This is a genomic window from Streptomyces sp. NPDC020875 (genome assembly GCF_040641415.1).
In the GTDB taxonomy this organism is placed as follows: domain Bacteria; phylum Actinomycetota; class Actinomycetes; order Streptomycetales; family Streptomycetaceae; genus Streptomyces.
Genome location: NZ_JBFADP010000003.1, coordinates 165,295 through 179,035 on the forward strand (window position 1 = coordinate 165,295; position 13,741 = coordinate 179,035).

Consider the following 13,741-nt stretch of genomic DNA (forward strand, 5'->3'; position numbering starts at 1 on the left):
GCTGACCTCCCGAAAAGGGAGGGATGATTCCCGCCGGTGTTCTCCAGCGCTGACACACGAGCAAGGTGTGCCGCCGACGGCCCTCACCCGGCCGCCACAGGGACGGGGACTTCCACCCCGCCGTTCAAACACACACTCTGTTCAGTTCTCAAAGGCCGAACGCTTCCTTCGGGTCCCTTTCACCGGACCCTCCGGACTATCCCGGAGCGGGACAGGGCACTGCTAAAGAGATCCTGTCCTCAACTCCTCTTTAGGAGTGACTCGACTATGGCGTACCCTGAGCGAGACGTCAACTCCTCTTGAGGACTTATCCTGAGTTGGTCAACGAGCAGGGATGGTGAGGCCACGATGGCCAAGCGGTACGAGCGGATCGCCGGACAGCTTCGTGAGCGCATTCGCGCTGGTGAGCTGAAGCCCGGTCAGCGTCTCCCCGCAGAGACGGCGCTGACTAAGGAGTACAGGACCAGCCTGCCGACGATGCGGGATGCTCTTGCTCTGCTTCTGGCTGAGGGGCTGATCGACAAGAAGCACGGCGTGGGGAACTTCGTCCGCAAGCCCCGAAAGCTGGTACGTCGGGAGAACACCCGCCACCAGTGGGAGAAGGACCGGGCGCGGGCTGGTGAAGAGGACCGGCTCTCGACGGGAGCGACTGAGCGGGACACCGGTCTGACGATCTCGGATCTTGAGTTCCACGCGAGCTTCGCGGAAGTGCCGGCCACCCCAGACCTCGCGGAGCAGTTCGGTGTACCGGTCGGCACCCGACTGCTTGAGCGCGTCTATCGCACCAACCACCGGGACGAGGACACGCCATTCAACATCGCCCGGTCGTACCTGGTGTACGAGCAGGTAGCGGCCAACCCCGAGCTGCTCGACCCGTCCAAGGAACCGTGGCCGGGTGGGACCCAGAACCAGTTGCACACCATCGGTATCGAGCTGGATCGAGTGGTGGAGCGCGTGACGGCCCGTCCGCCCACGGTTGAGGAGTCCGAGGACTTGGGTCTGCACGGGGGTATCGCCGTGGTTGTTCTGCGGAAGACGTCGATCGACACGGACGGCCGCGTGGTGGAGGTCTCTGACGTGACGCTGCCCGGCGATCGCACTGAACTGATCTTCACCACACCTCTGGCGAGGTGGTAGACGTGAGCCGTCGCATTTCGGTGATCACGGCTGTTCACGCACCCGCCGCCCACCACCTCGCGGACACCTATAAGTCACTCCTTGCCCAGCGCCTGCCTGACGGGTGGGACTGGGAGTGGATCATCCAGGAAGACGGCGAGACGGATGCCGTTGCTCCGCACATCCCTGACGATCCGCGTATCAGTTTCGCCCAGGGCAGGCCGGGGCGGGCCGGGATGGCTCGGACGCTCGCCCTGTCGCGAGGGAGCGGCGAGTACGTGAAGACGCTTGATGCGGACGACATGCTCACACCGGGAGCGCTGGCCCGCGACTTGGCCGCGCTCGTGGAGGCCCCTGCCCTTGGCTGGGCCACGTCCCGGGTTCTCGACCTCTTCCCGGACGGGTCGACTGTTGGGTTTGATCAGGACCCACCGCAGGGGCCTATCGAGCGAGGCGCAGTCCTCGCGCACTGGCAGGCGAACGATTGCCGGGCGCAAGTTCATCCGGCGACACTGTTCGCCCGCCGGGACCTGGTTTTGGCTCTTGGCGGGTGGATGGCGCTGCCAGCCTCGGAGGACACGGGGTTGCTGCTAGCCCTGAGCGCCGTGGCCCAGGGCTGGTTCACTGCCGAGACGGGTCTGCTCTACCGGAAGTGGCCGGGGCAGGTCACGAGTCACGCATCTCATGTGCATGAGGGTGAGTGGCAGGCCCGGATGACAGTCATCAGGGCGCGAGCAGAGGCGCTTGCCCGCTTCGAGGGCTGGCGCTTCGGATCCTGAATGGACACCCCCGTTGGCCAACCTCTGGCCAACGGGGGTGCTTTTTCGTTCGAGGGTATGGCAAAGGGCCAGGCCACCGGCGGGGCGATGTCTCCCCAGCAACCGGTCTTGAAAACCGTCGTGGCAGCGATGTCACCGTGGGTTCAAATCCCACACCCACCGCCTGATGGAACGGCCCCTGACCAGCGTGAACGGTCAGGGGCCTTTCGTCTGTCCGGGCGCTGGTCCGGGGCGGCGGTTAGAGCGGGCGGGGGGCTGAAGGGCGGGGTGGGTTTCGGTCAGGTGGTAGGGATTCGGTCATGATCACATCAACACTTCCAGGTACTTTACTTGCCCTTGACCTGGTGGCAGGCTGACGTCCATCTCAGCCCCCCACAGGCGAAACCTTCTCAACTCCCCTTGTTCACAGGTGAGTTGAGCCTGGGCTGATTTCAGTGGGACTTCATGGAAACAGACCTCTGGATCGGAGTGCTCGTGAAGCGTCGTGTTCGTTGTGCGGCTTTTGTGGCGACTGTCGCGGCTGGTGTCGCCCTGACCCTGTCGAGCGGTACCGCGCACGCCCAGGAGAAGCAGGCGGCTCCCGGCGCCGGGGGCGGTCTGATCAACATCAACGGGCCGCTGATCTACAACACCGGTGACATCGATCTGCTCGAGGACGTCTTCGAGCACATCAGCATCCCGATCTTCGGGCAGGCCGTGCACCAGATGTACGACTGGGCGAAGTTCGAGGGCGGCCTCTTCGGCAAGAAGTAGTCGCGGGGCCCGGGACGCCGGGACCCGGAATCGGTTGTGAAGGGGTGCCCCGTCGGCGGGGCACCCCTTTCCGGTGGTACGGGCGCTACGGCGCGGCGGTCCCGTGGCGGCGGCCCCGCTGTTCCGAGGTGAGGCGGCGGGCGGAGGCGATGGTGGCGCGGGCCTCGGGTTCGGGGAGTCCGGCGTGGACGGCGGCTCGGGTGAGGGCGTCGGCCAGGGTCTCGCCGATGCCGTTCTCGTAGGCCCGGCAGGCGGCCCAGAACAGCCGGGTGTTCCGTTGGCCCTGATGCGCGGCGCGGACGAAGTGCACCAGGCCGTGGCCGTGGGAGGGGCGCGGACGGGAAGCGCCGGGGTGGTGAGGGCGCGCGGGGGGCGCGATCAGCCGGAGGAGCGTGCGCGGGCAGGGCGCGGGCGCGAGCCGGGCCGTACCGGGCGCGAGGCGGTACGTCCCCCGGGCGGTCACCGAGCCGGGGCCGACGAGGTAGCCCCCGTACCCCCGGATGTCGATCCCGGGGGCCAGCCGGCTCGCGGAGTTGGGGGCGGTGACATCGGGCGGGCCGGTGAGCCAGAGATGACGTCCCCCGCTCGGGGTGATCACGGTGACCGTTTCCGGGATCGTGAACAGATGCCGGAGCGCGAGGTCCCGCAGCGCCGCGAAGGACGCGGGTGATTCCGGGGCGGACGGTTCCGGGTCCTGGTCACCGGGGGTGCCGGAGCTGCCCGGTGTGGTGACGTCGAGGTCGATCCCGATCAGCCGGTGCGGTGCCCTGCCGCAGGCGATGCCGTAGCCGGTCGCCCCGGGCGCGGCGGCGAACAGGGCGCGTACGGCCGCCGGATCGGTGGTGGCGTCGTGGACGCCGTGGCCGGGCAGCCCGCAGGCGCCGCGGCACCGTTCGGTCCCGGCGGTTTCCGGGGCCCGGCCGGGGGCGGGTTCGTCGCGGTGCGGCGATCGCAGTGCCGGGAGTTTCGAGGCGGACAGCGGAATGACGGGGAGGCCGCGTTCGGCGGCGGCCAGGGCGTGGGCGAGAACGAGGGTGGAGGTCTCTCTGTCGGGCAGGGCCATGAGCTCATTTTCGTACTTGTGTTCGAAGATCGGTAGAGGGGGGTGACGGAGTCGAGGGGCGCCGTAACGGTTCGCCCCTTGTGGCGCCCGGGATTTGGGGCACTTGGGCCGGTTCGGTTCCGGCGATCCGTACCGGTCTGCGGGCGTGAAAGGGGTTTATCTGCTTGTCCTCACGCTTGAGGGGGAATCGCTCCGGCTTGGGTAGTTCGGCGGGGGTTCGTTGGGCAACTCTGGGGGCGCGACGCCGTCCTCGCGATCCGGCGCGTTCGGTCCCTTTGGACCGGCGCTCGGAGTCGTCTTGCATGGATGCGTCGTAGTTACGGCATTAGTTATGAATTTTTCGGAGGAGAAGACATGGCAAGCATCCGTACGGTCCGCGTTCTCGCCGCCGTTGCCGCCCTGCCCCTGACGGCTGTCCTGTTCACCGGGGTCGCCTCGGCCGACAACGGAGCCTTCGCGGACAACGGATCGAACACGACCATCGCCTCGATCGTCGGCAGCGGGGTGGGCGGTGCCAATCACGGCAATTCGACTACCAGTCAGCAGGTCGCCAGCGGCGCCGGTTCCTCGAACCAGAGCAACAACGCCAGCGTCAACGGCTCGGCCTTCACCGCCATCGACCAGGACAACGTGAATGTCCACTTCGGTCACCTGTGGTGGTGACGTCCGGCCCGACGGGGGGATGACCGAGGGGTGATGTCGCCTGGGCGGCGGTGCCGGGAGCGCCGCCGCCCAGGCGCTTCTCCGTTCTCGCCCTGGTCTCGTCCCGGTTGTCGTCCTGTCGTCGCCCGTCCTGCCGGTGCGGGCCGGACCCCGGTCACGTCCGGTACGGGGGTCCGGGCCGTGACCGGGGTCCCGGCCTTCGGGCGGCGGCCGGTCCATGGGTCCGCCGGAGGTACCGGCGCGCCGAAGGAGCCGCGCGCCGGGGCTCGTACGCCGAAGCCCCGGCCCGACCCGACGCGCCCGTGAGTGCCGTCCGTACCTCCTGGTCGCGCTCCTCCCGGTGCCCGTCCCGGGCGGGTAGGGGTGGACCCGGGTATCAGGGGTAGCAGTACTTGTTCTCCACCTGGAGGCGTACGGCGGTCCACCCAGGTCGTACGCCCTGAGAGGCCCCGCCCCCACCCGGAAAACCATCACCGGTCCGGGTCATCCCGGCGGAACGGACATCCGTCGGCCCGTACCCTCTCCTCCGCCCCTGAGGGTCTTCTCCACCCAGAGGAGGTGGGGTCACCACTACCACTACAACCTGAGGGGGACACGGCTTCGGGCCTTCTGGCCGATCCGCCGGAGCCGGGCCCGCTCCTAGCGTGGAGCTATGACCACGCCAGTCTGCACAAGCGCTTCGAAGGCCGCCCTGTCGGTGCCTCCGTCGTACGGCACGACCGACGCACGGTACGCGACCTGCTCCCGCTACTCGTCGTTCTCGTCGTACGTACGGGCGCGGGGCCCCGTGCTGCTGCGGACCGCGCGATCGCTCACCGCGAACCCCAGCGACGCCGAGGACCTGCTCCAGACCGCCCTCACCAAGACCTATGTGGCCTGGGAGCGGATCGAGGACCACCGCGCGCTCGACGGCTATGTCCGCCGGGCCCTGCTGAACACCCGGACGTCGCAATGGCGGAAGCGGAAGGTGGACGAGTTCGCCTGCGAGGAGGTGCCCGAGCGGGAGACCTCGCCCACGCCCGACCCGGCGGAGCAGCAGGTGCTGCACGACGCGATGTGGCGGGCCGTGATGAAGCTCCCGGACCGGCAGCGCGCGATGGTCGTACTGCGTTATTACGAGGACCTGAGCGAAGCCCAGACGGCCGAGGTGCTCGGGGTCTCCGTGGGCACGGTCAAGAGCGCGGTCTCCCGGGCGCTCGGCAAACTCCGCGAGGACCCGGAGCTGGCGCCCGCGCGCTGAGCGTCCCCGATCGCCTCCGATTGTCTCTGATCGTCTTTGATGCCTCCGATGGCGATTTCGTGTCCCCCGGGTAGTGACATACCGCCTGGTACGCGAGCAGAATCTTCCCCACCCTTACTGCCGCGTAGCATCACAGCGCCCACCGGGAGGACGCCGTGCTGAGCACCATGCAGGATCTACCGCTGACCGTGAGCCGCATCCTCGAACACGGGATGAGAGTTCACGCGGGTTCCCAGGTCACGACCTGGACCGGCGGTCCCGAACCGGAGCGCCGCAGCTTCGGCGAGGTCGGTGAACGGGCGATCCGGCTGGCGAACGCGCTCCGCGACGAGCTGGGTGTCGACGGCGACCAGCGGGTCGCGACCCTCATGTGGAACAACGCCGAGCATCTGGAGGCGTATCTGGCCGTGCCCTCGATGGGTGCCGTCCTGCATACGCTCAATCTCCGGCTCCCCGCCGAGCAGCTGATCTGGATCGCGAACCACGCCGCCGACCGGGTGGTGATCGTCAACGGTTCGCTGCTGCCGCTGCTCGCCCCGCTGCTGCCGCATCTGCCCACCGTCGAGCACATCGTGGTCTCGGGACCCGGTGACCGGGGGCTGCTGACCGGCGCGGACACCGAGGCGCGGATCCACGAGTACGAGGAGCTGCTGGCGGACCGCCCGACCACCTTCGACTGGCCGGAGCTGGACGAACGTACCGCCGCCGCCATGTGTTACACCTCCGGCACCACCGGCGATCCCAAGGGCGTGGTCTTCTCCCACCGTTCGATCTATCTGCATTCGATGCAGGTGGGTATGGCGGAGTCGATGGGCCTGACGGACAAGGACACGACCCTCGTCGTCGTGCCGCAATTCCATGTAAATGCCTGGGGAATTCCGCACGCCACCTTTATGACCGGTGTCAACATGCTTATGCCGGATCGTTTCCTCCAGCCCGCGCCGCTGGCCGAGATGATCGAGCGCGAGCGGCCGACGCACGCCGCCGCGATCCCCACCATCTGGCAGGGCCTGCTCGCCGAGGTCACCGCCAACCCCCGCGATCTGACGTCCCTCACCCAGGTCACCATCGGCGGCTCGGCCTGCCCCCCGGCGCTCATGAAGGCATATGACGAACTGGGCGTACGGCTCTGTCCGGCCTGGGGCATGACGGAGACCTCCCCGCTCGGCACGATGGCCCACCCGCCCGGCGGACTCACGCCCGAGGAGGAGTGGCCGTACCGCAATACGCAGGGCCGGTTCCCGGCCGGGGTCGAGGGCCGGATCGTCGGCCCGGGCGGGGACGTCCTGCCCTGGGACAACGAGTCGGTCGGTGAGCTGGAGGTACGCGGCCCGTGGATCACGGCCTCGTACTTCGGCGGCACCGGGGCCGAACCGCTCCGCCCCGAGGACAAGTTCAGCGACGACGGCTGGCTGAAGACCGGTGACGTCGGAGTGATCAGCCACGACGGCTTCCTCACCCTCACCGACCGGGTCAAGGACGTGATCAAGTCCGGTGGCGAGTGGATCTCCAGCATCGCGCTGGAGAACGCGCTGATGGCCCACCCCGAAGTCGCCGAGGCGGCGGTGGTCGCGGTGCCCGACCCCAAGTGGGACGAACGCCCGCTGGCGACCGTGGTCCTCAAGGCCGGCGCGACCGTCGATCTGCCCGGACTGAAGGCGTTCCTCGCCGAGACCGTGGCGAAGTGGCAGCTTCCGGAGCGCTGGTCGCTGGTCGAGGAGGTGCCGAAGACGAATATCGGCAAGTTCGACAAGCGGGTGATCCGCAGGAAGTACGCGGACGGGGAACTGGACGTCGTCGAAGTGTAGTTCTGTCCCGGAATACGGAAACAGCAGATAGACAGCTACGGAGAACCGCGCCCGCCGAATTCATGGCGGGCGCGGTTCTCCGTATTGCCGTCTCGGATTCCCGGACCTCTGCTAATTGGTTCCGATCTTGGCGAGCAGATCGACGATCCGCGACTGCACCTCGGTGCTGGTCGACCGCTCCGCGAGGAACAGCACCGTCTCCCCCGACGAGAGCCGGGGCAGTTCGGCGCGGTTGAGCCCGGCCGAGGTGTAGACGACGAGCGGGGTGCGGTTGAGCCGGCCGTTGGCACGCAGCCAGTCGATGATCCCGGCCCGGCGGCGCCGTACCTGCATCAGATCCATCACGACCAGGTTGGGCCGCATCTGGCCGGCGAGGGTGACGGCGTCCGCGTCGGCCGCCGCGCGGGCGACCTGGAGGCCGCGGCGCTCCAACGCCTCCGTCAGCGCCAGGGCGATCTCCTCGTGCTCCTCGATCAGCAGGACCCGGGAGGGGTGCTGCTCGCTGTCGCGGGGGGCGAGCGCCTTCAGCAGGACGGCCGGATCGGCACCGTACGCCGCCTCTCGTGTGGCCTGCCCCAGACCGGCCGTGACCAGCACCGGAACCTCGGCGGCCACGGCGGCCTGGCGCAGCGACTGCAAGGCGGTACGGGTGATCGGACCGGTCAGCGGATCCACGAACAGGGCGGCCGGGAACGCCGCGATCTGCGCGTCGACCTCCTCCCGCGAATGGACCACGACGGGCCGGTAGCCCCGCTCGCTCAACGCCTGCTGGGTGGAGACGTCGGGCGCGGGCCACACCAGCAGCCGCCGCGGATTGTCCAGCGGCTCGGGCGGCAGTTCGTCGTCGACGGGCTGTGGCGGCGGCCGGTTGTCGACCTCGACCGCGCCGTCCAGCGACTCGGGGCCCTCGGCGCCGTCGTCGGGCGCGCTGATGGCGTACGCCCGGCCCGGCGCCCCGCCGTCCCGGTCGAGCCCGGACGGTACGGGGGTGGCCACCGGGGCCGTCGGGGGCGCGGGGGCTGCCGGGGCCGCGGCGGCCGACTGCGGTTCCGTACCCGGCTCGGGCCGGTCGGCGGTCGGCGGCGTACCGAGCTTGCGGCGTCGGCCGGAGCCGGAAGATCCCTGCTGGCCGGACCCCTGCGACTGCCCGGCCCCGGCCCCGGCTCCGGACGAGGGCGCGGAAGCGGGTACGGGAACAGGCGTGGGCGCGGGGCCGGGCGCGGCGGCCTGATGGCCGGGGCCGCCCTGGCCGAGGGCCCGCACGCTGAACGCCCTCCCCTGCGAGGCGTCCGGCGGCAGCGGTACGCCACCGGCCGGAGTCGGGGCCTCGGCGGGCAACGGCTGCGCGGCCGTACGCCCCTGGACCGGACCCCCGGCCTGGGCACCCCGCGTCGGAGTACCCGGCACCGGAGCGGGCGGTACCGGAGGCACGGGCTCCGCTGGGGGGAGCGGCAGCGACAGCGACCCGGTCCCGCCGGTCCCGTGCGGATGCGACGCCGCTACGGACCCGTCGGCGGGAGCGCCGGACGTGCCCGGGGCCTCCGGGGCGAGCGGTCGGCCGTGTCCGGCCGTGTCGTCGGCCCCCTCCGGGCGGCGGGCCCGGCGGCGGCCCGTCGGAGCGGGCGCGGCCGGATCAGCACCCGCGCCCGGACCGGCACCCTGGCCCGCCCCCGGAACGGGAACCGGACCGGAAACCGGAAGGGGAATCGGATGCGGCTGCGGGGGAGTGTGCTGATCGGTACCGGGCTCGGTGAGCACCAGCTCGTGCTGACCGGTGTCCCCGCCGCCCGGCGCCCGGTCGGCGTCGGCGGGCGGCAGCGCGAAGGGGGACCGCGCCTGCGGATCCTGGCCCTCCGCCGGTGCGGGCGCGAGCGCCCGCCGGGCTCGCCGTCCCTGGGCCGCGGGCGCCGCCTGGGCGGGCAGCCCCTGTGCCGGTACGGGCTGTCCGGGACCCGGTACGGGCACCGCGACGGCCCCCGCGCCCTGTGCGGGCACCGGCACGCCACCGGGAACACCAGAGCCACCGGGGCCGCCCGGTCGGCCCGCGTCCCCGGCCCCGGGTCCGGCCGGAAGCTCGGCCACCCCGCCGTGCCGCGCCCGTCGCCCGGCCTGGGCCCCGGCGACGGCCGCACCCTCCACCGGAACGCCCTGCGGCGGTACGGCGGCACCCGGAGCGGCGGCCTGCCCGGCCGCCGCGGCACCCTCGGCGGCGGTCACGACCGCGCCCTCCGCCGGACTGGGCCGCCCGCGCCGACGGCCCGTGCCCCCGGTCGCGTCCTGCGCCGGGATCAGCTCATGAGCCGGTACGCCGCCCTGCGCGCCGCGCCGACGTCCCGTACCGCCGTCGTCCTCACCACCTCCGGCACCGACACCGGCACCGGCGGCCTCCGCGCCCGAACCCGAACCCGAACCCGAACCCGAACCGGAACCAGAAACGGAACCCGGGCCGGAAGCCGCGCCCTGCGGCTCCCCGGCGGCGCGCTCCGCCGCCAGCGGGCTCTCCAGGAACGCGTCCGTGGACCCCCGGCGGGCCCGGCGGCGGCCACCGCCCATCGTCTCGTCCGTCGCCTGCTCCGGCAGCGCCAGGACCTGCCCGGCCCCACCGCCGGTCGCCCCTCCGGCCGATTCCCCGGCCGGTCCCTCGCCACCGTCAGCGCTGTCGGCCCCGCCGGTGACGGCGTCCTTCGCCGCCACCGCGCCCGAACCCTCGCCCAGCGGCACCTCGACCACATACGCGCCGCCGCTGGTCCCCGGCACCTCGTGCGTCTGTACGACCCCGCCGTGCGCCCCGACGATCCCGCGCACGATGGGCTGATGAACCGGATCGCCCCCGGCGTACGGGCCGCGGATCTCGAACCGGACCACCCTGCCGCGCTGCGCCGCCGCGACCACGATCGTGGAGTCGGCGTACCCCGGCGCCGTACCGTCGTTCGGCATCGGCTGCCGGGTCTTGCCGGTCGCGTCGACCCCGGCGACATCGGCGATCAGGTGCGCCAGCGCCGTCGCCAGCTGGCCCGCGTCCACCTCGGCCTCGATCGGCGGCGCGTGCACCGCGAACTGCGCCCGGCCGGGCCCGATCAGCTCCACCGCGCCCTCGACGGCGGTGGCCACCACCGCGTCGAGCAGGACATTCGTCTTCAGCAGCGGCTCGTCACCGGTGTCGAGCCGCTGATAGCCGAGAACGTTGTCGATCAGGGTCGTCATCCGGGCGTACCCGGCGGCGAGATGGTGCAGGATCTGGTTCGCCTCGGGCCAGAGCTGCCCGGCCGGGTCGGCGGCGAGCATGCCCAGCTCCGTACGGAGTTCGTCCAGCGGCGCCCGCAGCGCACCGCCCAGGACCGCCGTCAACTGCTCGTGCCGCGCCGCCAGCTCGCGGTTCCGCTCGTCGCGGGCCTCGATCTCGGCGGTGTACCGCTCCGACTTGTCGGCGATCTCGGCTGCGTACTCCTCGGCGGCCCGGTCCCGCTCGGACGTCAGCCGCTCGGTGGTCTCCGCCAGCTCCGTCCTGTGCCGCTCGGTGAGCCGCTCCGACTCGGTCCTGTGCCGCTCGGCCAGCTTCTCGAACGGCCTGCGGTCGGTGAAGGTCATCACCGCGCCGACCAGCTGGTCCCCGTCCCGTACCGGCGCCGTCGTCAGGTCCACCGGGACCCGCGAACCGTCCTTCGACCAGAGCACCTGCCCCCGGACCCGGTGCTTCCGCCCGGACCTGAGGGTGTCCGCGAGGGGCGACTCGCCGTACGGGAACGGCTTGCCGTCCTCGCGCGAGTGCAGCACCAGCGGATGCAGCTCCCGGCCGCCCAGGTCACTGGCGCGAAAACCCAGGATCTGGGCCGCCGCCGGATTGACCAGGACGACCCGGCCCTCGGTGTCCGTACCCACGACGCCCTCGGCCGCCGCGCGCAGGATCATCTCGGTCTGCCGCTGCGAACGGGCCAGCTCCGCCTCGGTGTCCACGGTGCCCGACAGATCCCGTACCACCAGCATCAACAGCTCGTCACCCGTGTAGGTGGTGGCGGCGTCGTACGCCTCGCGCCCGTCCTCCAGATTGGCGCTCGTCACCTCCACGGGGAACTCGCTGCCGTCCGTCCGCCGGGCCGTCATCCGGGTCGGCTTCGTACGGCCCCGGGCGTCGGCGGCCTCCGGCCGGCGCATCGACCCGGGGATCAGCCGGGAGTCGAACGCGGGCAGCAGATCCAGCAACCCGCGCCCGACCAGCGCCGTACCGGGCGCCTCGAACAGCCCGAGGGCGATGGTGTTGGCGTTGACGACGGTGCCGTTGCAATTGACGAGCACCAGACCGTCGGGGAGTGCGTCGAGTATGGCTGCGAGGCGAGCAGCGCCTCGGGATGGCCTGCTGCTCACGACGACGGTTCCTCCTGACCTACGGACATCAGCCTGTCACTGGAGGGAGTCTAGGGCAGTGGGTGTACCGGGGCGGGGGCTGAGGGTCAGCTCTCATCCGGTGGTGTGCCGACGGTGTGGGGGACCGGTGGGTCCCCCGTGACGTTTCCGCGTACGAGCCCCCGGCCGGCCGACCCGCTCGCGATACCCGGCGCACCGCCGCTCGGTCCGCCCCGCGACGGGCCGTCCGGCCGCCGACCGTGCGCCTGCCGACTGTCCGGCTGTGGACCGGCCCGCCGTCGACCGGGGGGTCGATCAGGGGACCGTCGGCCAGAGGGCCGGGCATCAGGCCCCGGCGCTCGGCAGTACCGGCGTGAGGTTGTTCCAGCGGTGGATCTCGCAGCCGTTCTGCCGGGAGAAGGAGGCGTCGACCCGGTGCCCCTGCCAGACCCCGGTGACCCGCGCGGTCGCGGGCCCGCCCGCCTGCTGGGTGCAGAACACCCCCCGGTCCACCGGCGCGAAGGGATCCTCCGTACCCCGGGCCAGCTCGTCGAGCCGGTCACACGCGGCGTCGGCGGCCGGATGATTCCCGCCGACGGCCCCGGCCGGGCCGCACTCCAGCTCGTACCGCCCATCGGTCCTGGCGTTGCCCGTCTCCGACACCACCACGGTCAGCCGGTCCTCCCCCGCGAGCTCCCCGCCGAGCAGCGGCGGCAGCGGCAGGGGCGGCAGCAGCGGCTGCGCGGCGGCCACCGAAGCGCCCGCGAAAGCGGTGAGGGCGGTGAGGGCGGCGGCGGATGCGGTGGCGGTGGTGACGATGCGGCGCAGCATGAACGCTCCTGTTCGGCTCGTACGCGATACGGAGGGCCGACGGCCCCACACCCTCTAACGCGCCCCGCCCCGTCTCGTTGCGCTCCCCGCCCGCCGCCCGCCTCGGGAGCCCCTTCGCGAGCCCTCCCGGGAACCCGGATTCGCCTTTGCTCCAGCCCCCGGCCGCCTAGTACCGTGGACGGCGATTGGTGACAGCCCGTGTGGCTGTGTCATCATCGGCTCACCACGCGCGGATGCGCGAGGTGCTGGAGGCGTCGCCTAGTCCGGTCTATGGCGCCGCACTGCTAATGCGGTTTGGGCTTTACCGTCCATCGAGGGTTCAAATCCCTCCGCCTCCGCCAGCAAGATCACCAGAGCCCCGGCCCACTCAGGACCGGGGCTCTGGTGCGTCCGCCACCACCGACCCCATCCCTCGTCCGGGGGATACGAAAGCCCCCGCCCGGGGCCTGTCAGAGGGTCTGTCCGCCCCCTGCTCTCGGCATCGTTTCCGCAGGTCAGGCAGGGTGGAGTTAATGGATTTCGCGTGACGGCGCAGGTCATGTAATGTTGTTCCCGCAACGCCGACCGGGGAGAAAAGCCCGAGAAGCCGAGCAAAACAAGCACTCGTAGCTTAACGGATAGAGCATCTGACTACGGATCAGAAGGTTGCAGGTTCGAATCCTGCCGAGTGCACATCAACGAGAGGCCCCGGACGAGAGTCCGGGGCCTCTCGCGTTATGCCGTCCGGCAGTCGGCGAGAGGACATATTGCCGGGGACGGGCATGGTGGCGGTATCGGGCCTCTGTGATCATCGAGGTAGAAGCGATGAAAGGGGGGTACATGTCCGAACTGTTTTTGATCATCAGCATCGTGATGGCGCTCGTACTCGGTGTGGCCGGGGTGATCGCCCTGGTGGCCGGGCGGGTGGTGTTGCCGTGGAACGGGAAGGTCCGGCAGGCCAGGGTCTGGGGGGCCGGTGCGCTGTTGGCGGCCGTGGGGCTGGCGACCGCGCGGCTGGTGACGTACGAGGTGACCGTGCCGCTGCTGCTGGGCGGGCTGCTTCTGCAGTTCCTGGCCGAGTTCTTCGGGGGGCGGCGGGCCCGGCAGGCCGAGTGAAACGTCGGGGCCGGGCCCGGAGTGATCCGGGCCCGGCCCCGACGGGGAGTGG

At 71.1% G+C, this 13,741-nt stretch carries 10 protein-coding genes and 2 tRNA genes; 9 read left to right on the forward strand and 3 right to left on the reverse strand.

What is annotated here, in order from left to right; translation table 11 throughout:
• Window positions 1–348 precede the first annotated feature (348 nt).
• The 3 genes from AB0G74_RS03070 to AB0G74_RS03080 all read left to right on the forward strand — a co-directional run bounded on the left by AB0G74_RS03070 (window position 349) and on the right by AB0G74_RS03080 (window position 2,648).
• On the forward strand, window positions 349–1,137 hold the full coding sequence (locus AB0G74_RS03070) for a GntR family transcriptional regulator (RefSeq protein WP_361139866.1): 789 nt from the start codon (window positions 349–351) through the stop codon (window positions 1,135–1,137).
• Between the two features lie 2 nt (window positions 1,138–1,139).
• Entirely contained in the window at window positions 1,140–1,895 is a 756-nt protein-coding gene (locus AB0G74_RS03075) for a glycosyltransferase family 2 protein (protein ID WP_361139869.1), read from the forward strand.
• A gap of 504 nt (window positions 1,896–2,399) precedes the next feature.
• The gene (locus AB0G74_RS03080) at window positions 2,400–2,648 is read left to right on the forward strand and encodes a hypothetical protein (protein ID WP_361139872.1); all 249 of its coding nucleotides are present in this window, start codon (window positions 2,400–2,402) and stop codon (window positions 2,646–2,648) included.
• Window positions 2,649–2,733: 85 nt separating this feature from the next.
• On the opposite strand, the gene AB0G74_RS03085 is transcribed toward AB0G74_RS03080, so the two are convergent.
• Entirely contained in the window at window positions 2,734–3,711 is a 978-nt protein-coding gene (locus tag AB0G74_RS03085; protein ID WP_361139874.1) for a bifunctional DNA primase/polymerase, read from the reverse strand.
• Window positions 3,712–4,065: 354 nt separating this feature from the next.
• Between AB0G74_RS03085 and AB0G74_RS03090 the strand changes: the two genes are divergently transcribed.
• From AB0G74_RS03090 to AB0G74_RS03100, 3 genes are all read left to right on the forward strand, one after another.
• A complete protein-coding gene (locus AB0G74_RS03090) occupies window positions 4,066–4,374 on the forward strand; it encodes a hypothetical protein (protein ID WP_361139877.1) in 309 nt (102 codons plus the stop codon).
• Window positions 4,375–5,026: 652 nt separating this feature from the next.
• Window positions 5,027–5,614 (forward strand): SigE family RNA polymerase sigma factor, encoded by a 588-nt coding sequence (locus tag AB0G74_RS03095; protein ID WP_361139880.1) that lies wholly within the window; start codon window positions 5,027–5,029, stop codon window positions 5,612–5,614.
• Between the two features lie 155 nt (window positions 5,615–5,769).
• Window positions 5,770–7,422, forward strand: coding sequence for a long-chain fatty acid--CoA ligase (locus AB0G74_RS03100; RefSeq protein ID WP_361139883.1), 1,653 nt, complete (start codon window positions 5,770–5,772; stop codon window positions 7,420–7,422).
• 111 nt (window positions 7,423–7,533) lie between these two features.
• Here the strand turns inward: AB0G74_RS03100 and AB0G74_RS03105 are convergent, their stop codons facing one another.
• Both AB0G74_RS03105 and AB0G74_RS03110 read right to left on the reverse strand, forming a co-directional pair.
• Window positions 7,534–11,784, reverse strand: coding sequence for a PAS domain-containing protein (locus tag AB0G74_RS03105; protein WP_361139886.1), 4,251 nt, complete (start codon window positions 11,782–11,784; stop codon window positions 7,534–7,536).
• A gap of 324 nt (window positions 11,785–12,108) precedes the next feature.
• Window positions 12,109–12,594 carry an SSI family serine proteinase inhibitor gene (locus AB0G74_RS03110; protein WP_361139889.1) on the reverse strand — a complete coding sequence of 162 codons (486 nt, stop codon included), beginning with the start codon at window positions 12,592–12,594 and terminating at the stop codon, window positions 12,109–12,111.
• Between the two features lie 247 nt (window positions 12,595–12,841).
• Between AB0G74_RS03110 and AB0G74_RS03115 the strand changes: the two genes are divergently transcribed.
• From AB0G74_RS03115 to AB0G74_RS03125, 3 genes are all read left to right on the forward strand, one after another.
• Window positions 12,842–12,935 (forward strand) — tRNA-Ser (locus AB0G74_RS03115).
• A 258-nt stretch (window positions 12,936–13,193) separates the two neighbouring features.
• Window positions 13,194–13,266, forward strand: a tRNA-Arg gene (locus tag AB0G74_RS03120).
• 147 nt (window positions 13,267–13,413) lie between these two features.
• Window positions 13,414–13,689, forward strand: a complete 276-nt coding sequence (locus tag AB0G74_RS03125; protein ID WP_361139892.1) for a hypothetical protein — start codon at window positions 13,414–13,416, stop codon at window positions 13,687–13,689.
• The last annotated feature ends 52 nt before the right edge of the window (window positions 13,690–13,741 follow it).

Bases quoted from the DNA above. Each gene is read 5' to 3' on its own strand.
- AB0G74_RS03070 (WP_361139866.1), top strand. From the start codon at position 349: ATGGCCAAGCGGTACGAGCGGATCGCCGGACAGCTTCGTGAGCGCATT.
- AB0G74_RS03125 (WP_361139892.1), top strand. From the start codon at position 13,414: ATGTCCGAACTGTTTTTGATCATCAGCATCGTGATGGCGCTCGTACTC.
- AB0G74_RS03095 (WP_361139880.1), top strand. From the start codon at position 5,027: ATGACCACGCCAGTCTGCACAAGCGCTTCGAAGGCCGCCCTGTCGGTG.
- AB0G74_RS03090 (WP_361139877.1), top strand. From the start codon at position 4,066: ATGGCAAGCATCCGTACGGTCCGCGTTCTCGCCGCCGTTGCCGCCCTG.
- AB0G74_RS03085 (WP_361139874.1), bottom strand. From the start codon at position 3,711: ATGGCCCTGCCCGACAGAGAGACCTCCACCCTCGTTCTCGCCCACGCC.
- AB0G74_RS03110 (WP_361139889.1), bottom strand. From the start codon at position 12,594: ATGCTGCGCCGCATCGTCACCACCGCCACCGCATCCGCCGCCGCCCTC.